Source organism: Collinsella aerofaciens (genome assembly GCF_041537385.1).
GTDB lineage: Bacteria > Actinomycetota > Coriobacteriia > Coriobacteriales > Coriobacteriaceae > Collinsella > Collinsella aerofaciens_BV.
This window is the reverse complement of the sequence record NZ_JBGORS010000008.1, coordinates 39,213-60,370: the sequence shown is the minus strand read 5'-3', so window position 1 is coordinate 60,370 and position 21,158 is coordinate 39,213. Positions and strand designations below refer to the sequence as shown.

Annotated in this window: 22 protein-coding genes; all 22 read right to left on the bottom strand. The window is 60.7% G+C overall.

Features of this window, described 5'->3' with window-relative positions:
• Position 1: 1 nt before the first annotated feature.
• Positions 2 to 1,600 carry a F0F1 ATP synthase subunit alpha gene (atpA, locus tag ACEG18_RS08890; RefSeq protein WP_035138794.1) on the bottom strand — a complete coding sequence of 533 codons (1,599 nt, stop codon included), beginning with the start codon at positions 1,598 to 1,600 and terminating at the stop codon, positions 2 to 4.
• Positions 1,600 to 2,076, bottom strand: a complete 477-nt coding sequence (locus tag ACEG18_RS08885) for a F0F1 ATP synthase subunit delta (protein WP_099432315.1) — start codon at positions 2,074 to 2,076, stop codon at positions 1,600 to 1,602. Before ACEG18_RS08885 ends, atpA begins: the two co-directional genes overlap by 1 nt.
• Positions 2,066 to 2,668, bottom strand: coding sequence for a F0F1 ATP synthase subunit B (gene atpF, locus ACEG18_RS08880; RefSeq protein ID WP_099432316.1), 603 nt, complete (start codon positions 2,666 to 2,668; stop codon positions 2,066 to 2,068). Before atpF ends, ACEG18_RS08885 begins: the two co-directional genes overlap by 11 nt.
• A gap of 15 nt (positions 2,669 to 2,683) precedes the next feature.
• A complete protein-coding gene (locus ACEG18_RS08875; RefSeq protein WP_022094262.1) occupies positions 2,684 to 2,878 on the bottom strand; it encodes an ATP synthase subunit C-like protein in 195 nt (64 codons plus the stop codon).
• A 124-nt stretch (positions 2,879 to 3,002) separates the two neighbouring features.
• The gene (atpB, locus tag ACEG18_RS08870) at positions 3,003 to 3,806 is read right to left on the bottom strand and encodes a F0F1 ATP synthase subunit A (RefSeq protein WP_022094263.1); all 804 of its coding nucleotides are present in this window, start codon (positions 3,804 to 3,806) and stop codon (positions 3,003 to 3,005) included.
• Positions 3,807 to 3,809: 3 nt separating this feature from the next.
• Complete coding sequence (locus ACEG18_RS08865; RefSeq protein WP_022094264.1) at positions 3,810 to 4,121, bottom strand: hypothetical protein; 312 nt, start codon at positions 4,119 to 4,121, stop codon at positions 3,810 to 3,812.
• A 281-nt stretch (positions 4,122 to 4,402) separates the two neighbouring features.
• On the bottom strand, positions 4,403 to 5,050 hold the full coding sequence (gene upp / locus ACEG18_RS08860; protein WP_040359658.1) for a uracil phosphoribosyltransferase: 648 nt from the start codon (positions 5,048 to 5,050) through the stop codon (positions 4,403 to 4,405).
• A 124-nt stretch (positions 5,051 to 5,174) separates the two neighbouring features.
• Positions 5,175 to 6,716 (bottom strand): glycerol kinase GlpK, encoded by a 1,542-nt coding sequence (gene glpK / locus ACEG18_RS08855; protein WP_099432318.1) that lies wholly within the window; start codon positions 6,714 to 6,716, stop codon positions 5,175 to 5,177.
• Positions 6,717 to 6,729: 13 nt separating this feature from the next.
• Entirely contained in the window at positions 6,730 to 7,473 is a 744-nt protein-coding gene (locus tag ACEG18_RS08850) for an L-threonylcarbamoyladenylate synthase (protein ID WP_372542384.1), read from the bottom strand.
• A gap of 134 nt (positions 7,474 to 7,607) precedes the next feature.
• Positions 7,608 to 8,099: a type II toxin-antitoxin system HicB family antitoxin gene (locus tag ACEG18_RS08845; RefSeq protein ID WP_128620077.1), complete on the bottom strand. Its 492-nt coding sequence runs from the start codon at positions 8,097 to 8,099 to the stop codon at positions 7,608 to 7,610.
• Positions 8,066 to 8,251 carry a type II toxin-antitoxin system HicA family toxin gene (locus ACEG18_RS08840; protein ID WP_089573106.1) on the bottom strand — a complete coding sequence of 62 codons (186 nt, stop codon included), beginning with the start codon at positions 8,249 to 8,251 and terminating at the stop codon, positions 8,066 to 8,068. Before ACEG18_RS08840 ends, ACEG18_RS08845 begins: the two co-directional genes overlap by 34 nt.
• Positions 8,252 to 8,319: 68 nt before the next feature.
• Positions 8,320 to 9,570 carry a N5-glutamine methyltransferase family protein gene (locus tag ACEG18_RS08835; RefSeq protein WP_372542382.1) on the bottom strand — a complete coding sequence of 417 codons (1,251 nt, stop codon included), beginning with the start codon at positions 9,568 to 9,570 and terminating at the stop codon, positions 8,320 to 8,322.
• Between the two features lie 589 nt (positions 9,571 to 10,159).
• Positions 10,160 to 11,227: a peptide chain release factor 1 gene (gene prfA / locus ACEG18_RS08830; protein ID WP_055252487.1), complete on the bottom strand. Its 1,068-nt coding sequence runs from the start codon at positions 11,225 to 11,227 to the stop codon at positions 10,160 to 10,162.
• Positions 11,228 to 11,518: 291 nt separating this feature from the next.
• Positions 11,519 to 12,934, bottom strand: coding sequence for a M20/M25/M40 family metallo-hydrolase (locus ACEG18_RS08825; protein ID WP_372542380.1), 1,416 nt, complete (start codon positions 12,932 to 12,934; stop codon positions 11,519 to 11,521).
• Positions 12,935 to 13,006: 72 nt separating this feature from the next.
• Complete coding sequence (locus ACEG18_RS08820) at positions 13,007 to 13,792, bottom strand: amino acid ABC transporter ATP-binding protein (RefSeq protein WP_006235692.1); 786 nt, start codon at positions 13,790 to 13,792, stop codon at positions 13,007 to 13,009.
• A 22-nt stretch (positions 13,793 to 13,814) separates the two neighbouring features.
• Positions 13,815 to 14,963: an amino acid ABC transporter permease gene (locus ACEG18_RS08815; RefSeq protein WP_372542378.1), complete on the bottom strand. Its 1,149-nt coding sequence runs from the start codon at positions 14,961 to 14,963 to the stop codon at positions 13,815 to 13,817.
• A 9-nt stretch (positions 14,964 to 14,972) separates the two neighbouring features.
• Positions 14,973 to 15,899, bottom strand: a complete 927-nt coding sequence (locus ACEG18_RS08810; RefSeq protein ID WP_372542376.1) for a transporter substrate-binding domain-containing protein — start codon at positions 15,897 to 15,899, stop codon at positions 14,973 to 14,975.
• 280 nt (positions 15,900 to 16,179) lie between these two features.
• On the bottom strand, positions 16,180 to 17,073 hold the full coding sequence (locus ACEG18_RS08805) for an aldose 1-epimerase family protein (RefSeq protein ID WP_372542374.1): 894 nt from the start codon (positions 17,071 to 17,073) through the stop codon (positions 16,180 to 16,182).
• Between the two features lie 79 nt (positions 17,074 to 17,152).
• Positions 17,153 to 18,022 (bottom strand): hypothetical protein, encoded by an 870-nt coding sequence (locus ACEG18_RS08800; RefSeq protein ID WP_372542373.1) that lies wholly within the window; start codon positions 18,020 to 18,022, stop codon positions 17,153 to 17,155.
• A 114-nt stretch (positions 18,023 to 18,136) separates the two neighbouring features.
• A complete protein-coding gene (locus ACEG18_RS08795; protein WP_372542371.1) occupies positions 18,137 to 19,453 on the bottom strand; it encodes an ATP-binding protein in 1,317 nt (438 codons plus the stop codon).
• A gap of 143 nt (positions 19,454 to 19,596) precedes the next feature.
• Positions 19,597 to 20,466, bottom strand: a complete 870-nt coding sequence (locus ACEG18_RS08790) for a MerR family transcriptional regulator (protein ID WP_372542369.1) — start codon at positions 20,464 to 20,466, stop codon at positions 19,597 to 19,599.
• 80 nt (positions 20,467 to 20,546) lie between these two features.
• Positions 20,547 to 21,125: a UbiX family flavin prenyltransferase gene (locus ACEG18_RS08785; protein WP_372542368.1), complete on the bottom strand. Its 579-nt coding sequence runs from the start codon at positions 21,123 to 21,125 to the stop codon at positions 20,547 to 20,549.
• Positions 21,126 to 21,158 lie beyond the last annotated feature (33 nt).

Sequence of the window (21,158 nt, the reverse complement as noted above, 5' to 3'; positions counted from 1 at the left end):
CTTAGTTCTCCTCTGATCCAGAAACATCCGAATGGTGCTTGGCCATGAACTGCTGCTTGAAGTCGCCGATGACGCGCAAGAGCTCAGCCTTGGTGTCATCATCGATCTTCTTGGCGCGAACCTTGTCGAGCAGCGAGCCAAAGCCATTGTCCATGTACTCGATGAGCTCGGCACGGAAAGGCAGCACGTCGGCGATCTCCAGGTCATCCAGGAAGCCCTCGTTGCCAGCGAACAGCGTAACGATCTGCTCGCCAACCTCAAACGGCTTGTAACGCGGCTGCTTCAGGAGCTCGGTCATGCGAGCACCATGGGTCAGCTGCTTCTGAGTAGCCTCGTCGAGGTCAGAGCCGAACTGCGTGAAGCCGGCGAGCTCCTGGTACGAAGCGAGGTCCAGACGGAGGTTGCCGGCGACCTGCTTCATGGCCTTGGTCTGTGCGTCGCCACCGACGCGGGACACGGAAATGCCCACGTCGACTGCCGGGCGCTGGCCCTGGAAGAAGAGCTCGGACTGCAGGTAGATCTGACCATCGGTAATGGAAATGACGTTGGTCGGAATGTAGGCCGAGACGTCGCCGTCCTGGGTCTCGATGATCGGAAGAGCCGTCATGGAGCCATAACCGTTCTTCTTGGACATCTTGACTGCACGCTCGAGCAGACGAGAGTGCAGGTAGAAGATGTCGCCAGGATAGGCCTCGCGTCCGGGCGGACGATGCAGCGTCAGCGACATCTGACGGTAAGCCACAGCCTGCTTGGACAGGTCGTCGTAGATGACGAGCACGTGGCCGCCGGGGTTGGTCTCGCTGGCGGGCTTGCCGTCCTCACCGTTGTACATGAAGAACTCGCCGATAGCGGCACCGGCCATAGGCGCGATGTACTGCATAGGGGCGGAATCGGCAGCGGTGGCCGAAACGATAATGGTGTAGTCGAGCGCACCGTGCTGAGCGAGGGTCTCGCGGATGTTGGCAACCGTAGAGGCCTTCTGGCCGATGGCGACATAGATGCAGACCATGCCCTTGCCGCGCTGATTGAGGATAGCGTCGATGGCAATGGCGGTCTTACCGGTCTTACGGTCGCCGATGATGAGCTCACGCTGACCGCGGCCAATAGGCACCATGGAGTCGATAGCGAGCAGACCGGTCTGAACCGGCTCACACACCGGGGTACGGTCGATGACGCCGGGGGCCTTGAACTCGATGGGGCGACGGTGCGTGGCGACGATGTCGCCCAGGCCGTCGATGGGCTGGCCGAGCGGATTGACGACGCGGCCGAGCATGGCGCGGCTCACAGGGATATCCATAATGCGGCCAGTGGTGCGGCACTCGTCGCCTTCCTTGATGGAGTCGACGGCACCGAACAGAACGGCACCGACCTCGTCACGGTCAAGGTTCTGGGCAAGGCCAAAGACGGTCTCACCGGTATCGGAGCTCTTGAACTCCAGAAGCTCGCCTGCCATGGCGCTCTTGAGGCCGGAGACGCGCGCGATGCCGTCGCCTACCTCGTCGACCGTTGAAACCTCATGCGTATCGACCGTCGCGGAGAGGCTCGTGAGCTGCTCCTGCAGTTTCTTGGCGATATCCTGGGCATTGAGGGTTTCGGACATTAGGCTTCACCTCCGTACGAATTAGCAGAGTTTGCGAGGGTCTCCTGCGCGACGCGCAGCTGCGTCTTGACGGAAATGTCACGACGCTCGCCGCGTGCCTCGAGCACCAAGCCGCCCACGATAGACGGGTCGACCTGCTCGATAAGGAATACCTTGCGGCCGAAGTCCTGCTCGCATTTCTTAGTGATGGTTTGACGCAGCTCGTCGTCGAGCGGGATCGCCGTGGTGACGGTCACGCCCACTACATCCTCGTCTTCCTCGGCAACATACTTAAAGGCAGCTGCCACCTTGGGAAGAAGGTCGAGCTGGTCGCGCTTGGACATGGTGTCGAGCACGGCGATGATCTCGGGGCTGGCAGAAGCCAGGCGCTCGATCATCTCGAGGTCCTCGAACACATGGTTCTCGGCCTTAGCGGCTTCCAGAAGGGAGCGCGCGTAGGTCTCGAGCACCTTGTCCTGATAGCGGCTAGTCGGCATTCAGGCTACCTGCTTCCTGGATGTAGCGCTCGATGAGCTTCTTCTGCTCGGCCTCGTCCTCGAGTGCCTCGCCCACGATCTTGGTGGCGACGGCAACGGACAGGTCGGCGATGGAGCTCGCGGCACCGGCGTAGATGGACTTGCGCTCGTCCTCGACGGTCGTATGGGCCTTGGCGATGATCTCCTCGGCCTCCTTGTGAGCAGCCTCGATGATACGGGCGCGCTCGGACTCGGCGTCCTTACGGGCCTCGAGAACGATGTCGGCAGCCTGACGACGGGCGTCGGTGACGATCGAGTCGGACTCAGCGCGCTTGGCGATAGCCTCCTGCTTGGTCTTCTCGGCCTCGTCGAGGCTCTCCTCGATCTTCTTGCCGCGCTCCTCCATGGTTTTGATGATGCCCGGCAGGGCGACCTTGGCCAGCACGATCCAGATAATCAGGAAGGCGATAAGCGCCGGGATGAACTCCGCCATCTTAGGGATGAGGATGTCCGCACCGGCAGCGCCGTCCTCGGCGAACGCGGAAACCGGCATGAGCAGCGCGGCCGCGGACGCGGAGAGTGCGATCGCGCTCTTCTGGGATGAAAGATTCATACTTGACGCTCCGTGCTATTTAACGATCAGCGCGACAACGAAGCCGATCAGAGCCAGAGCCTCGCCGAAGGCGGAGCCCATGATGAAGACGGTGAACACGCGGCCCTGGACCTCAGGCTGACGGGCCATAGCACCCGTAGCACCCAGAGCAGACAGGCCGATAGCAAGACCAGCGCCGATAACACCGAGACCGTAACCGATAACTCCCACGATTCCTCCTTTGTCGTGCGTGTCTTATTTCACGCAGGATAACCTTTTTATAACTGCCGGGCTCCATGGGTACGGGCACCGGCGGTTTAACGAATTGCCTTACCTTTAAGGCGCGAACGGAAGGCTACTCCTCCTCCGCGACCTCCTCTGCCTCGGAGACATACACGGCGGTAAGGACCGTGAAGACGTAAGCCTGGATGGCGCCGACCACAAGCTCGATCGCATAGATCAGGATGAGGATGGCAAGCCAGGCCAGCGAAGGCAGGGCGCCGACGGCGTGGGCCGCGGAAACCTGCTGAAGCAGCGGCTGCATGAACATGCTCGCCATGATGGCGAACGAGCCCATGACCACGTGTCCTGCGAACATGTTGCAGAACAGACGGACGGCGAGCGTGATGAGGCGCAGGAAGGTCGAGAAAAGCTCGACGACCCACACAAGCACGTTCATCGGGAAGCTCACGCCCTGCGGGGCGAGGCTCTTGATGTAGCCGATCACGCCGTGAGCCTTGCATCCGTAGTAGATGAAGTACACGAAGGCGAAGATGGCGAGCGCGGCGGTGGAGCCGATTGCGCCGGTGCCGGGCTTCATTCCCGGGATCAGGCCGATCATGTTATTGATCAGGATGAACAGGAAAAGCGAGCACAGGAACGGGAAGTGCTTCTTCCAGTTCTCACCCACGACGCCCTTGCCGATATCGTTCTCGACGTACTCGATGATGTACTCGAAACCGTTGACGAAGAAGCCCTTGGGAACCAGGGTCTGCTTCTTCTTGAACACGGCCAGGACGATCAGGAGCACGATCGTGGAGACGATCAGCCAAAACGAGTACTGCGTGATGCCGCAGCTCAGATCGCCCACGACAGGGGTGGAGCTGAACTCGCTGACCAGATGATTAATCTCATCAGGCAGCTTTTCAAAAATTTCCACGACTTACCTTTCGACCTCATGAGGATCTCGCAGCGCCTTGGCGACGCGAACCGTGCAGGCGGCCATAAAGGCCACGAAGCCGATCGCCTCGCCCAGGAGGAACATGCGAAATGCCTCTCCGAACAACACAAACACAACCAAGGTAAAGACGAGCAGGGCGATTGCCGAGACCGCCAGACTCACCATACCCTTGAGCATGTCCGCATTCTGTTTATCGTCAAGAACCGGCTTGAGCGTAAAGACAAAGGGAAGGAAGGCAATTGCGCCCGCGATGGCGCCTGCAACGATAGCGAGCAGATCGGCTATCTGAAACACTGGCGTCCTCACTTTCCTTTTTAACGCTTCACAGAACAGTTCCCGCCAAACATTGGTGACTATTGTACGAGCCAATCGCTAAAGTACAACCGAAAAAGCATCGGTTAATACGCACCTGTTCGTTTTCTTAAGACCTTCTTTATGCCGCAGGTACGGTAATACGTTTTTCTCGAACCCTGCAGGGCAAAACGTCCGTTAACAGGAGTGCGCGCGGTCGCCTTTTGTTCGTCCGCGCGCACCGTTTCTTCGTATTTGCAGCCGCGGCCGTCTTAGCCCAGCGACTAGAGCGTGCCGTAGATGCGGTCGCCGGCGTCGCCGAGGCCGGGAACGATGTAGGCAGCCTCGTTGAGATGGTCGTCGATGGCGCAGGTATAGATATGCACATCTGGGTCCTTCTCGGTCAGCGACTTGAGACCCTCGGGGGCCGCGACGATGCACAGCATGCGGATGTCCTTGACACCGCGCTCGCGCAGGTAGCTGATGGCCATCTCGGCCGAACCGCCCGTGGCGAGCATGGGGTCGACGACCAGGCAGATACGCTGGTCGATATCCTTGGGCATCTTGCAGTAATACTCGTGCGGCTCGTGGGTGACCTCGTCGCGCTCCATGCCGATGTGGCCCACGCGAGCGGAGGGCACCAGGTCGAGGATGCCGTCGACCATGCCAAGGCCCGCACGCAGGATGGGCACGATGGCGAGTTTCTTGCCGGCAAGCTGTTTGAACGTGGCGGTAGTGATGGGGGTCTCGACCTCGACGTCTTCCATAGGCAGGTCGCGCATGGCCTCGTAGCCGTCAAAAAGCGCGAGTTCGCGCACGAGCTGGCGGAACTGGTTGGTGCCGGTGTTTTTATCGCGCAGGATCGACAGCTTGTGCTGAACGAGCGGGTGATCGACAAGCGTCACACGGGACGCATCGTAGGTGACGGTCATGGGTTGATTGCCCCTTTCGTTGCGGCCGCAAAACGGCCTTGCTGACAAGGGCGCGCAGCAATGTCGCTACCGCACGCCATGCATTAGTTTAGCGGTTTGTTGTATCGAGCAGCTCATCGCGGCCCTACTGTGCGGTACTGAGCGAGCGCTTGACTGCATCACGCCAGCCCGCAAGGTTTTGCTCGCGGCGCTCGGCGGACATGTGGGGAAGGAAGGTCCTAACGATCTGGGCATTTTGCTCCAGCTCTTCCAGGTCTTCCCAATAGCCGACGGCAAGACCCGCCAAGTACGCGGCACCGATTGCCGTGGTCTCCACCGTCTCGCATTGCAGCACGGGGATATCCAGCAGGTCGGCCTGGAATTGCATGATGAACTCGTTGCGCGAGGCACCGCCATCGACAGACAGGCGCTCGATCGAAAGCCCCACGTCCTGCTCCATGGCGCGCAGCACGTCGTAGCTCTGATATGCCATGGATTCGCAGGCGGCACGTACGATGGTCGCACGGCTCGAGGCGCCGGTCAGACCGCACACGATACCGCGAGCATGCGGGTCCCACCAGGGAGCACCCAAACCCGCAAAGGCGGGAACGAAGTAGCAGCCCTCGTTGTCGCTAATCGAAGCGGCGAGTTGTGCCGACTCGCTCACGCTCGAGATGATGCCCATGTTGTTGCGAAGCCAGTTCATCGTTGAGCCGGCGGCAAAAATAGAGCCCTCGAGCGCATAGCTGACTTTGCCGTCCGCAGCGATACCGATGGTGGAGACCAGGCCATTCTTGGATTCGACGATCTCGTCGCCGGTGTTCATGAGCATAAAGCAGCCAGTGCCATAGGTGTTTTTGGTCTGGCCGGGACGGAAACAGCAGTGGCCGAACAGCGACGCCTGCTGGTCACCCGCCACGCCCATGATGGGCGGCATGTTGGTCATGATGTCGCTCGCGACGCGGCCGTAGTCGCCCGAGCTCCAGCGAACCTCGGGCATCATGGAACGTGGAACGTCAAAGAGTGCCAGCAGGTCGTCGTCCCAATCGAGCGTATGGATATTAAAGAGTGCCGTGCGGCTGGCATTGGTGTAGTCGGTGGCAAAGACCTGGCCGCCGGTGAGGTTGTAGATGAGCCAGGTGTCGATGGTGCCAAACATGAGGTCGCCCGCCGCCGCGCTTTCGCGTGCGCCGTCGACGTTGTCGAGAATCCACTGCACCTTGGAGGCCGAGAAATACGGGTCGAGCGTGAGTCCCGTGCGGGAGCGCACCAGCCCTTCTGCGCCCTGCTCGACCAGCTCGTCGATCAGAGGTGCGGTACGGCGGCACTGCCATACGATGGCGTTATAGATCGGCTGACCGCTCACACGGTCCCAGACCACCGTGGTCTCGCGCTGGTTGGAGATGCCGATGGCGGCAATGCGGTCGGAGTGGATACCGCTCTTAAACTGGACTTCCATCATGACCGCGATCTGGCTGGCAAGGACCGCCATGGGGTCTTGCTCTACCCAACCGGGACGCGGGAAGCTGGTTTTGACGCTGCGACGTGCCTGCGCGACGATGCAGCCGTACTCGTCGACGATGGTCGCAAGTACCGAGGTGGTGCCGCAGTCGAGCGCCATGATGTAGGAACCGCCAAAGTCAAACGAGGCATCTTCCATGCCCAGGCTGCCCAGATTCAACGACATCGCTTAAACCTTTCTATTGCATCGGGTCGGACAGGACCCGTTCGATCTCTGATGCGGGAAGTGCGCCTTGGCGCAGGATCTGGAGCTCGCCGTGCTGAAACGACACGATGGTCGAGGCGTCGCGACACGGGGTCTCACCGGCGTCGACGGCAACATCGACCCCCTCCAGGATGCGACCCTCGACGGCGGCAAAGCTTGCCGGCGAGGGCGCGCCGTGCGTGTTGGCGCTCGTGCAGGCAAGTGGACTGCCGCAGGCGCGGATGAGCGCCTGCACCACAGGCGAGGCCGACGCGCGAAGAGCCACCGTGTCATCGGCGGCGCGCATAAAGGTCGGCACGCAGGGGGCTGCCTTAATCACGATAGTCAGGGCTCCCGGCCAGCATCGTCGCGCGAGTACGCGGGCCTCGTTAGGGATATCCACGCCATAGCGGTCGAGTGCCTCGGCATCATCGACCAGCCAGGCAACCGTTTGGGTGAGCTCGCGCTGCTTGAGGGTAAAGATACGACGATAGCCGGTACCGAGTGCGGGGACCGCGGCGCCGTTGACGGTGGCCTGCGGATCTCGCGGCCACGATGGGAATTCGCTTGTATCTTGGGGCACGGCGTCCGAGAAGGCGTTGACTGCCACGGCGACACCGTAGACGGTCTCGGTCGGGATCAAAGCCAGGCCGCCGCGGCCGAGCACCTCGGCCGTGCGCTCGACGGCAAGCCGATGCGGCTCGCGCGTTCCCTCGTATACCCGATAGACCGTCTGCATGTGTATGCCAGCCCCTTACGCTCTGGTGCAAGTTTGTTTACTGTGGGGCATTCTCGCACGAAACGTTCAACCTATTTGCCCAGAGCGCATGTTGGTTTGGTGAGCGGCTCTAGTAGTCGGTGAAAGTGAGGGGGTTATTGGACTGCGACGAACTTCTTTGGCCTGCCGGCGTGGCGTTCTTGGGCGGCGTAGCGCTCGATGCTGTCTATCGTTATCATCCGACGGCCGTCGACGAGTTCAACATCGAGCTTTCCGGCTTTGACCAGCGCGGTAATCCGCGGAGCGGAGACTTTGAGGTCCAGCGCTGCGTCTTTAAATGTTCGGCACGCCGCTTCCCGAGCGTCCTCGTGGTCGATTTCGACTGAAAGGGCCACGACCTCGGCCGAGCGTTCGTACCCTGCCGGAGTCAAACCGTTGTTGAGGTCGTCGGCCAAAAACGCCATCAGTGCCTCGGTGGCATGGGCAATCGCTTCTTCGCGCGTATCGCCATCGGCAAAGGCGCCGGGAATCTGCGGGAAGCTAGCGCAGTAACCGTCGTCTTCTTTTATGAGAACGCAGTCATAGGTAAATCGCTGCCTCATTTTGCCTCCAACTACCATCCAGCTTGGCGACGAATACTTGCCCATGTGCCCTTCTTTGGTCGATCGCCACCAGAGCCGTTCACGGTGACAACACGGTCACCAGAAACATACTTAGCATGACTACCGACTTGCGCAACCTTCACGAATCCATCGTGCTTGAGTAGGGCAATGATTTCCCGAAAGGTAGGGGGTTGCATGGGCCGACCTCTTTCAGCCGTCCTAATTATAAACTAATTTATAATTTTTGCTAACCAGTTAATAAATATTACTGGCGCTGTTTGGGCTCGGTGACGATGGCTCGGACGATGCGGGGGCGATCGGTGAGGTCGTGGACGATGCGCACGTCCGACAGACCCGCTTGGCGGCAGAGCTCGGCCGCAGCGTCGAGCGCGCCCTCGTAGAGCTCGCAGGCAAAGAGGCCGCCGGCGCGCAACATGTAGGGCGCCGCGTTGAGCAAGCGGCGGAAGATATCGAGGCCGTCGGCGCCACCCTCGAGCGCCAGATCGGGCTCAAAGTCCTTGACCTCGTGCGGCAGCGAGCGCATGACATCGGTGGGGATGTAGGGCGGGTTGGAGACGAGTACGTCAAAGGTGCCCCACTCTTCACGGGGAATGGAGCTCACCAGGTTCGTGAGACTGAAGGCGACCTCGTCGGACGTGAGCCCGAGCGCATCGCGATTTTTGGTGGCCAGATCGATGGCGCGCGGCTCGATATCGGTAGCGGTGCAGGTAACGTGGCCGCGTCGCTCCCAGGCAAGCGAGAGCGAGATGCAGCCCGTGCCGCAGCCGACCTCGAGAACGCGGGCGATGCGGGGCTCGGTTGGAGCAGGCGCAGCGGCATCCTGAGCTGAAGCCATCTTCTGATCGGCACACTCGATGGCGATGCCGTATTCGTCGAGCTCGGGCTCGGCGGCTTTTGCGGCTTCGGCTTCTGCTGCCTGCGCGGCGGCTTCCTCTGCCTCGCGGTCGGCCAGCTCCTCGGCATAGGCACGGCTACCGAGCACGTCGCTACCCAGCGCAGCCTCATCGGCGGCCGTCAGGTTGGCAGCACGGCGCTCGGCGGTCGCGCGTTCGTCGGCCAGCGCCGCTTCGGCTTTGCGGGCCTGCTCGACCTCATCGTTCCAAGGCAGCTCAACACGCTGACGGGCAGCAGCCTCGGGGCTCAGCACCTCGGTATCCAGATAGTTCAGGACTTCTTCGACGAGCATCTCGGTCTCGGGGCGCGGGATGAGCACGCCGGGGGCGCACGCGACGTCGATCATGCGAAACTGCGTGCTGCCGGTGATGTACTGCAGCGGCTCGCCCTTGGCGCGACGAACGACGGCCGCGTGCATGGTCTCGAGCTGGGCCGCGTTAAGCGTCTCGTCCATGCGCATATATAAGTCGATGCGCGCCAGACCCGTAGCTGCGCACAGCAGCCACTCGGCAGAAAGACGGGGGTGCTCCTCGCCGCGCTCGGCTAGGTACTCCTTGGTCCACTCGAGACAACGCTTGATGGTCCAGATCTCGTTTGCCATGGGGCCCTCCCCTCTTAAGCGCCGGACGGCGCGCGAATGTCGGAGCAGATTGTACGCGAGGCCAGCGCTTGGCAAGGGACGATTGAAGGCGATTATCGATAATCAGCCCAGAATTTTGCTTGGAGCCTGCCTAGAGCGTTCATTCGTCGACGTCTAAATCTGCATCCGTCAAGCTTTTGGCAAGGTTGCCCCAAAACTGACCAATATCTAACCAAGAACTTGTCACATCGCTTGACGCGCGACCCATCAAAAATCGCTCCGCGACTTCTCGGACGCTTTTTCGAGCAATATTTTCGATAGCGGATATATGCCGTCAATTGCCTTAAGCAGGTAAGCAGCTCAAATGCCATCACAGCCGACTGAATAAAATATCAAGGCAATGTCACCAATGACTCCCTACGGATCATTTGACAACCAAGGAAACGCCGATGTTTTGGCAATGTCAGCGAGCGCCGCCCAGGGCGAACAAGTTGGCATGAAAAAGGCAGGGCATAGACCTTCTGGTCATGCCTTGCCTTTTGAATGACAAATTGTCGCCCTGGGCGGCGCGCAGCGTCAACCGGTCCGCCGTTCGGTAGAACGGCGGAACTTAAACTGCCTGTGCCAGCTTCTCGGCTCGCTCGGCGGCGGCGAGTGCCTCGATGACGGTGCCGAGCTGGTCGCCCAGGAGGACGCCGTTGTAGGTGGAGTTGAAACCGATGCGGTGATCGGTCACGCGGTCCTGGGGCTGGTTGTAGGTACGAATCTTCTCGGAACGGTTGCCGTGGCCGATCTGGCTCTGGCGCTCGGCACCGAGCTCAGCCTGCTGCTTCTCGAGCTCCATCTCGTACAGACGGGCGCGCAGCATCTGCATGCAGACCTCGCGGTTCTGAATCTGGGAGCGCTGCTCCTGCGACTGCACCACGGTGTTGGTGGGCAGGTGGGTGATGCGCACGGCGGAGTAGGTGGTGTTAACGCACTGACCGCCAGGGCCGGAGGCACAGTAGGTGTCGATGCGCAGGTCGGACTGGTTGATCTGAACGTCGATTTCCTCGGCCTCGGGAAGTACGGCGACGGTCGCCGTGGAGGTCTGGATACGGCCCTGGGACTCGGTCTTGGGAACGCGCTGGACGCGGTGCACGCCGGACTCGAACTTCATGACGGAGTAGACGCGGTCGCCCTCGACCTTGAACTCGATAGACTTAAAGCCGCCGGCCTCGCTGGGGCTGGAGTCGAGCACGGTGGTCTTCCAGCCGCGCGACTCGCAGAAGCGCTGATACATCTTGTACAGATCGCCGGCAAAGATGGCCGCCTCGTCGCCACCGGCGGCGGAGCGAATCTCGACGATGGTGTTCTTGTCGTCGTTGGGGTCGCTCGGGATGAGCATGTACTTAATGTCTTCCTCGAGCTGGGGAAGCTTGGCCTCGTTTTCGGAGATGTCCATCTGGAGCATCTCCTTCTCATCGGCATCGGTAGTATCGTGGAGCATTTCCTTGGCAGCCTCGATGTCATCAAGCGCGCCGATGTACTCGCGCGAGGCGGCGATGAGGTCGGACTGGTGCGCGTACTCCTTGTTGAGACGCGTGAACTCCTTGATATCGGAGGCGACGGCCGGGTCGGAAAGCTTCTTCTCGAGCTCCTCGTAGGCCTTGATGATCTTTTCGAGCTTGTCGCGCATGACGGGACTCCTTTATATGCGTGAAGGTGAAAATCGGCAGAATTGATGGGGCGCGGGGCGCCGCTGCGGGGGTAAGTCCAGCTAGAGCATGTCGATCTTCAGATACATGCGCATCCCTTCGCGTATGGGGTACATAGTTGCGGTCTAACCCATATATGATAGCGTGCGCAGGCAAACCTGCATATAACCCGCACGGAATGAGTGGACGTAGCCGTTGGGGACGTTCCTTAACGGCTAGTCGTTTAAGAACGTCCCCAACGGCTAACAAAGGGAGCGTCGCTTTGTCACATTCTAGAGCGTGTGGAGCAGGGCGATGAGGAAGCGAACACCCTGGAGGTAGGCGCGGCGGGTGATGCGCTCGTTGGTACCGTGGACACCGCGCTCGCACTCGTCATCGTCGACCACAAACGCCGAAAAGCGAATACATTCAGAGCAAATGCGCTGGTAGTTGGCAGCGTCGGTCGCGCCAATCACGGTCGAGGGGACAATCGCCAACGGCTCGGATGATCCGTTTTCCTCCGTCCCCTTTGGGTCGCGGAAGTAGCGGGCGGCAATGGCGCGAACCGCCTCGAGGCCGGGACCACCGATGCGCGGGGACGGCGAGGGTTCGGAGCTGCCGGGGCCCAGCTCCACTTCGACACGACCGGCAAGGTCCGCCCCGGCAACCGCCTCACGGCAGCGCGCCACAACGTCGACCACGCTCGTGCCCTCGAGCATGCGGAAGTTAATGTTGGCCCACATATCCTGCGGCATCACGTTAGCACCGGTGCTACCGCCCTCGATCTGCGTGGGCGCGCAGGTGGTCGTCACCAGCGGATAGAGCTTTTTGCTGGCGAGGCAATCGCGGACAATGGCGCCCCCGTTGGCGGCAATCTCATCCGCCGTGTAGAGCCCCAGCTCGACAAGCTGCGCGGCAAGCAGATCGGTCACGCGCGTCGGCCACTCGATATCGCAGATTGCGGCGATGGCACGGCTGAGCACCTCGAGCGACGTACCGCCGTAGGGGTTGGACGAATGCCCGCCCGCGCTCTTCGTCTTGAGCACGATATCGGCATAGCCCTTTTCGGCCAGGTCGGCATGCATAAGCCAGCCCTCGCCCGCGCCGTACTCGGCAGCCGAAACGATACGGTAGTCACCCTCGTCGACCAGGTATTCAAGTTCAATACCGCGCTCCTCGAGCACGCGGCCGATAGCCCCCGCGCCGCACTGCGTAGTCTCCTCGTCCTGGCCAAAAGCCAGCAGCAGGGTGCGCTTATGCTCCCAACCGTGCGCCAGCGCATACTCAACAGCCTCGAGAATGCCTGCGACCTGGTCCTTCATGTCGATCGCGCCGCGGCCCCAAATGTAAGCGTCGTCCACGTGCCCGCTAAAGGGGGCGTGCGTCCAGTCGGCCTCGGTACCCGGCACCACGGGGACCACGTCCATGTGGCCCATGAGCATAACGGGCTTAAGAGCAGGGTCGGAGCCGACAAGCGTCACCAACAGCGAATGGTCGACGAGCTCGACCTTACCCGCCGCAAATACGTGCGGCCAGGCCTGCTGCATATACGCGCGCAGGTCGTCAAACGGCTGCCAATCCACCGCCTCGGCATCCATGCTCGAAATGGTCGGAAACGACAGCACGCGACCCAAGCGCTCGCACGCGCCGGCCTCGTCTATATCGGCAAAATCGTCCTCATGCGCAAAGAAGCGCCAAACCTCGGCCATGACATCCTTTCGATAGTGACGACAAAGGCCGCCCCACGGGAGCGGCCCTGCAACGTAAGCGTTTGCGGTCGGTTATTTGTCCTCGAGATAGCGAGAGAGGAACTCACGAGTGCGCTGGTGTTTGGGGTTGCCGAAGAGCTCGGCCGGCGCGGCATCCTCGAGCACCACGCCCTTGTCCATAAAGACCACGCGGTCGGACACCGTGCGGGCAAAGGCCATCTCGTGCGTGACGACGACCATGGTCATGCCGTCGGCGGCGAGCTTGCGCATGACCTCGAGCACCTCGCCCACGATCTCGGGGTCGAGCGCGGAGGTCGGCTCGTCGAACAGCATGATCTGCGGATTCATACATAGGGCACGAGCGATGGCCACGCGCTGTTTTTGACCACCGGACAGGCGACCCACGGCGGCGTGCGCGAACTTTTCGAGTCCCACGCTCGTCAGATGCTCCATCGCGACCTTCTCGGCCTCGGCCTTGCTCATCTTTTTGAGCGTGACGGGCGCGAGCGTGCAGTTGTCGAGCACGTCCATGTTGTTGAACAGGTTAAAGCCCTGGAACACCATGCCGATGTCCTCGCGCAGCTTGTTGATGTTGCAGCGCTCGGCCGTAAGGTCCTGACCGTGGAACCAGATGTGGCCCGCGTCCGGGGTCTCGAGCAGGTTGAGGCAGCGCAGGAAGGTCGATTTGCCCGAACCCGAAGCGCCGATAATGGTAACGACCTCGCCAGGATTGACGGACAAGTCGATGCCCTTGAGCACCTCGAGCGAGCCGAAGCTCTTGCGCAGGCCCTCGACGCGGATAAGCGGCTCATTGGTCTGTGCGGCGGCCGCAGTGCCGGTAGTGGCGATATCTGCCATGATGATTCTCCTCGTCTTGAGCCTAGTTGGAGCTGGGCAGCGTTGCCGGGGCCTCGGCGCCGAGCTTTTTGCCAAAGGCCTCGAGCAGGCGGCTCGCCACGAGCGTCAGGATCAGGTAGACCACGAGCGCCACGCAGTAGACCTCCATCTGGCGGTAGTACACGCCGGCGACCGTGGTAGTAGCGTACATAAGGTCGAACACGCCGATGACCGAGAGCACCGACGAATCCTTGATGTTGATGATGAGCTCGTTGGTGAGCGCCGGAATCGCGTTTTTAATGCCCTGGGGGAACACGACCTTGCGCATAGCCTGCCACTGCGACAGGCCCAGCGAGCGTGCTGCCTCGGCCTGGCCGGGATCGATGGACTCGATGCCGCCGCGCAGGACCTCCATCATGTAGGCGGTGGAGTTGAGCGAGATGGTGACGAGGCCAGCGGTAAAGGTGCTCCAGATCTGGTTGGCCTGGGCGGTCTCGAAGCCCATGCCGCGCAAAACGGTGAAGCCCGCGTAATAGATGAGCAGACCCTGGACCATCATGGGCGTGCCGCGCACGATGGTGGAGTAGACGGTCGCAAAGCCGCGGCCGATACTCTTAAAGAAACGCACCAGGTCGTTATCCACGCGGTCGAACGTCTGAATACGCAGGAACACAAAGAGCAGTGCCAGGAAGAATGCGATGACCGTGCCGAAGGTGGCAAGCGCGATGGTGATCTCGATACCGCGGATAAAGAAGTCGCCGCTCTTGTAGGTCATGTAGACCAGGCTCGACAAAAAGTCGCTGGGGTTGGAGTCCGAGACAATGCTCACCTGCACCAGATCGATAAACGACATGACGCAGCGGTCCACGAAAAAGATCGCCGCGATGGCGACCACGACGTAGCTGCCCAGGCGTGCGCCACGGCGGCAACGCTCGGAGGCGAACGGCGACTTTTCGCGATAGTCGTTCCAGTGCATAAGCTTGGTGACCAGCGCCGCCGCCGACACGACGAGCCAGGCCCAAAGGATCGCCCAGAGGCAGTCTTGGAACACGCCCGTAGGCGCCAAGAAGCTCAGCGGCGTGGGGTTGCGTTGGCTAAATGCCAGGCCGAGCGCCGCGATAACGCTCGTGCCCAGGTATACATAACGGTGGTCTGCCTTGATAAAGGAGGCCAGGCGATTGATGGTTTTCATGCTGCCTCCCTATGCCGGCTGACGGTCGAGGCACGCGTCCCACATTTGGTCGCGCTCCTCTTGGCTAATGCCCTTGAGTGTCTTGTCGATGAGTTTAAGCAGCTTGTCCGAGCCCTTGCGGCAGCCGACGTTTGCCGTGACCTCCTGCTTGAAACCCTCGCCCTCGGCAAATTGAATCGGCACGATACCCGGGTTTTGGGCCATATAGCCCTTCTCATTCTCGGTGTTGTAGGTCACGGCGTCGCAGGTGCCCTGCAGCAGGTTCGAAAACACCGTGGGGACGGAGTCGACCGGGTTTTTGTGCACAACGCCCGGGATCTCGTCGATGACGGTATCGAGCATGGTGTCCTTTTGGCCGAGCACCGTGGCGCCGCTAAAGTCGCTGAGCTTGGTCGCGTTTTGGTAGGGCGAGCCCTCTTTTACGAACAGGCCAAAGTAGCCAATGAAGTACGGGTCGGAAAAGCCGACGGACTCCTCGCGCTCGGGCGTGGCGCTCATGCCGGCAATGATGAGGTCGATCTGACCGTTGTTGAGCGAATCGATAAGGCCCGAGAAGCTCTGCTTGACGGCGACGGGCTCGCCGCCGAGGGCCTTGCAGACGATCTTGGCGATCTGCACGTCGTAGCCATCGGCATAGGCGCCCTGCACGTTGTCGATGGGGATCGTGAACTCGCTGGCCTCGGAAACCTGCCAGTTGTACGGGGCGTAGGCCGCCTCCATGCCGATGCGGATCTTGTCCTTGCCGATAACGGAATCGGACAGGTCGTCGCGACCGCCGCCCGTCGTGGGCTGAACCACCTTGAGCGTGGACGGGCGCTGACAGCCGGCGAGCGCGCCGGCGACGACGGAAGCGCTCGCAGCGAGAGCGCTACCCAAGAAGATGCGACGGCTGCATATCGGCTGCGGATGCGCGTCGCGTTGATGGGGAGAATGCATAATCTGCCTTCCCTGTTGAATTGTATGCTGACGACTTAACAGGATATACGCCAGCGACCAGCAGCGCAGCACAAGCTCGAAAAATTAATAGACACGCGGTAGTCATTGGGAACGTCGATGTTTTGGCAATGCCAGCGAGCGCCGCCCAGAGCGAACAAGTTGGCATGAAAAAGGCACGGCATAGACCTTCTGGTCATGCCGTGCCTTTTGAATGACAAATTGTCGCTCTGGGTGGCGCGCAGCGTCGACCGGTCCGCCGTTCGTTAGAACGGTGGAACCTCTAGAGCAGGGTGACGCTAAAGGAACGGGTGTCGGTAGCGCCCGGCGCCAGCGTAATGGTGTTGACCTTGTGCTCAAAGACGTCGTCCTCGGTGTCCATGGTAGTGTGGCCGGTCCAAGGCTCGAGCGCCACAAACGGAGCGTCTTTGGCGGCAGACCACACGCCGATGTACTTAAAGCCCTCAAAGTCGATCTTGACGCCGTGGCCCGACTTGCGACCGCGCAGCGTGAGCGTGGAGCCCGGGGTATCGGTGAACATGATGGCGTCGTTATCGAAGCTGCGGTGCGTGATGGGCAGCACGTCCGAGTTATCGGGAGCCTTGTAGCTACCCTCGAACGTCATAAGACCGTCGGGCGTGATGATGGGAGCCTCGTTAGTCCAAGCCTCGGTAAACGCCAGCTCGTAATCCTCGAACGCCTCGTCCTCGGCACCGGGGGCGGGCACGTTAAATGCGGGGTGGCCGCCCACCGAGAACGGCAGGTCCACGTCGCCGGTATTGGTGACGGCAAAGGTCTGGGTAAGCGTGGCGTCACCAGTCAGGGCATAGGTCATGTTGAGCTTAAAGTGGAACGGGAACGCCTTGAGCGACTCGGGCGTGTCAGTGATCTCGTACGTTACCGAGGAGCCGTCCTCCGAAACCTCGACCAGCTTGTGCTCGACGATGCGCGCGAGGCCGTGGCGCGGCATCTCGCAGGTGCCAGCCGCAGACGTCGCCGTGTTGTTGCGCAGCGAGCCCACAATGGGGAACAGGATAGGCGCATGCTTGCCCCAAAATGCCGGGTCACCCTGCCACAGATACTCGTTGCCGTTGAGGGCAAGGCTCGTGAGCTGGGCGCCCATGGAATCGATGGCCGCGGTGAGGCCGCCGCGCTTGATGGTAGTGACGGTAGACATGCTACTTCCTCCAAAAGTAAACAACAGTGTCGAGGGCTATTGTCCCACTCTTGGCGGCAAGGAGAAGCGGCAGGCGCAGTTATTGAGCGATTGCGTAAAGGTCGAACCCGCCCTGCGGCGTGCTATCGATCGTATCGGGCGCCTGTGAATTAAAACTCACGGGAACCATGCGCTTTGAGGCGCGGAAGCGCGTGCCATCGGTGACGACGGGCGGCTCATCGACCGTAAGCTCGTAGTCGCCGGGCTTGAGTTCGATGCCGTCACCAGCGGAGTTGACATATTGATACTCGTCAATCGCCTGCCCCCTGAGTGTGCGGCCCACGATATGGATGAGCATCTGGCTGTCTCCGCGGGCGGTGTCCCATGTCGCACCGTCCTTGACCTCAACCGCCACATGCACCGAGCGCGTACGACTGAGCGATTGCTCGACAGACATCTCGACCTTGGCGGCGTCTTTGCGCTGTTGCTCCACGTGGCTCCAGACATTTCCGATCGCCGAGCAAGCGATGACGCCGGCCATGAAGGCGATAAGGATGGGGCCGAGCGGCGAGCGACGTCCTGCATCTTCCTCGCGAGACAGATTGGGGCGACGTGTGGGCGCGGGCGCCTGAGCACCCTGCGAGGGCACGTCGAGAATGCTGAAGGATGCCGTGCTGTCGGGGTCGATGGTATGGCGAGGTTGCGGGGTCTTTGCCGGCGAGATGGACATGTCGGCTGGCTCGCCGAGCGTGGCCGTAGCGTCGGCCTTGGCCTCGTCTGCCTCGGCCTGGGCCCAGGCCTGTTCAAAGGTTAGGGGCTCGACGGGGTCGAGAGCGGCGTCCGAGTCGGCGGCGACGACGTTGCCGGTCTCGTCCTCGTCGCTCGACACGTCACGCGGCGCGGGCTCGTCCCACTCTTCGTCCGGAGCCTCGCCCTCGCTATACCACCATTCAAAGTTATCAATATCCATACGGGGCGCCCCCTTGGCCTCGCAAATAAACACTTGCCAGCCTTATACCCCCAGATGGCACGGCGGCTCGCATGGAATGTAACAAAGGGACTATCCCTTTGTCACATTTTGCGTTTAGCCGTGGGCGATCTTGTTTCTCAGCAAGAAGTCGACCGCCCCTACGATTCTGATGCCGTCGATGTCTGTTGGATGCTCACCATCCCTGACGATCAGGATCTTCTCGTACGAATCAGGGATTTTTCCCAGCGTGTTTAGTTTGAGCGGTCGCAGCTCGCGCTCTCTGGTCGCCTCGGCATCGATCCGTTCGGTAACCTGGATATATTTACGGTCCGATCCCTCGCCGATTGCGACAAAGTCGATTTCCCCCGCGCGCAGATGGCCGCAAAACACTTCGTATCCTTCAAAGACAAGCTGGTTGTAGATAACGTTCTCGAGCATCCTTCCGCTATCGCTGCCTCTATATCCGTCAAGATAGCTGCGGATTCCCGTATCGGCTATGTAATATTTACCGCCTGTCTTGAGAAGCTCCCGCCCCTTGACGTCATACCTTTTTACCTTGGTAAACAGGTACGTCTCTTCCAGAGCGTCAATATACGCCGACACCGTCGATGCGTTGGTCTTACCGCCCGCCGATTCGTTGAGCGTCCCTACGATTTTGTTGACCGAGGTTTGATTGGAGATGTTGTCTGCCAGATACGCACAGAGCCGCTCGAGAACGCCGCGCTTGGTGATAGCTCCGCGACCTCTACGCGTCGCGCGCAATAGGATATCGCGCGCGACAATCGTCTGATAGAGGCTGCGGATGTAGTCACGGCACGGTTCGCGTCTCGGCTCGTCACGAGCCAGAAACGGCATGCCGCCATAGGTTATGTACTGCTCGAGCACGGTGTTTGAATTAAGGCGATCGCCCGTCTTGGAAACGAGCTCGGCCCTCTCGCCAAGCCCTTCGGCGACGACCGCATCAATCGAGCGAAAATCAAGATACTCGCCAAACGTGAGCGGCTGCATCTTGACCTCGATATACCGGCCCGAGATAAGCGTTGCAAGCTCGCTCGATAGCAAAAAGGCATTGGAGCCCGTGACATAGATATCGCACGGCAAATCGATTCGGAGCGAGTTAACCGCCTTTTCCCAGCCCTCGACATTCTGGAGCTCGTCAAAGAACAGATAGGGGCGATCGACACCGTCAACGCGCTCCCGAACCATGCGATAAAACGTCAGGTAATCTGTAATCCCCGCATACTCTAGAGATTCCATCTTGAAGGTCAGCAAACGCTCGGCCGGCACCCCCTGTTGCGCCAGGTGCTCCCTCATCATGTCCAATAACGTGGATTTGCCGCAACGGCGTATACCCGTCACGATTTTGATGAGGTCGGTATCCTGAAAAGCAATGAGTCGATCAAGATAGCGGCTTCGGCGAACGATGTTCATAGAGTCTCCCTAGCGCCCGGCCAGACGTAACATCTTATAAACTTGCATTATTTGCAAGTTTATAAGATGTTACCTTAGAAACTTGCAGATTTTGCAAGTTTATAAGAAATGGGCGTGGATGTGACAAAGGGACTGTCCCTTTGTCACATTGCGAGGGTGACGGGGATTTGGATGCAGCAGAAGTCCTCTTGGTGGGACTCGTCGTAGCTCGTGGTATCCAGGTAGCAAAAGTCGAAGGCGTTGCCGATGGGCTGGAGCGCGTGCTCGTCCATGCAGGCAACGATGGCGCGGATGCCCTCGGGCTCGTACGGCATACCCCAGCGGCTCATGCACAGATACGTGCCCTCGGGCAGCACTTCGATGCCGATCTCTGCCAGCTCGGCGGGATCGCTCGGCAGTAGCCCCTCGGCACCGCGCGGCAGCACGGCAAAGGAGCCGGCGCCGGCGATGGGGTCGTCGGAATGCAGCGCCTCGCGACGTAGCATGGCGCCCCAGCCGCGCATGGGGCGCGTGCCCGTCAACGTACGCATGCGCAGAATCGCCCGCATGAGCGTGGGGTGAAGCATCGAGCGGCCACGCTCGATATCGCCCGGGAACTCCTCAAAGACCACGTAGCGGCGCTCAAACTGCTTGAGCTCCGGCCTGCCCTCGCGCTCGCGCCAGTAAACCGCCTCGTCGTAAAAGCTCAGGCGCTCCTGCACGCTCGCGCGCTCGGCTTTGAGCTCGGCGATCTGCTCATCGAGCGCCTGCACCCGTGAGCGCAGGTGATCGGTCATCTCGCCAATGTCGAACGTCGAGGTCAGACGGTCGATCTCGTCGAGTTCGAGCCCCAGGTCGCGCAGCATGCAGATCAGACGCATGAGCGGGATCTGCGTGGGCGAATAGAAACGGTAGCCCTTTTCGTTAACCACGGCGGGCTTAAACAGACCGATCTTGTCGTAATAGATGAGCGTTTGGCGCGAAACGTTAAACAAGCTCGCCATCTCGCTAATCGCATACATGCCCGTCTGCATAGATCCTCCCGACACACCAAAGCCCGCCGCCCACAGGGGCAGCGGGCTCAAACACTACTCGTATCCTACCCTAAAGACGCCTATGACCAGCGCTTATAGTTTGCGCATGACACGCCGACGGCCTCGAGTGCCTTGGCGGCGATGTGATGCACCGCGTCGTCGAGCGTGACGGGGCCGTTGTAAAACGTGAGCATGGGCGGCATGAGCATGACGCCCGGTACGCGCGCCAGGCGCGCCATGTTGTCGACGTGAATGGCGCTGAAGGGCGTCTCGCGCACCATGAGCACCAGGCGGCGCTGCTCTTTCATCTGCACGTCGGCCGCACGCAGCAACAGATTGTCGCTGTAGCCGCTCGCGATGCCGGCGAGCGTCTTCATGGAGCAGGGTGCCACGATCATGCCATCGACCGGATAGGTGCCGCTTGCGATGGCGGCGCCGATATTCTTGTTGTCGTAGACCACATCGGCATGCGTGGCATACTCGTCGAGCGTCATGCCGAGCTCCTGCTCGATGGTGATCTCTCCCCCGCGCGTGACGACAAGCGCCGACTCGGCACCGGCCTGACGCAGACATTTGAGGCACTCAAGGCCCAGCGCGGCACCGCTGGCGCCAGACACGCCAACGACAATGCGACGGGGACGGCCAGAAGACTCAGGCATGACAACTCCTTAACTACTTGGTAGGGCTACTTA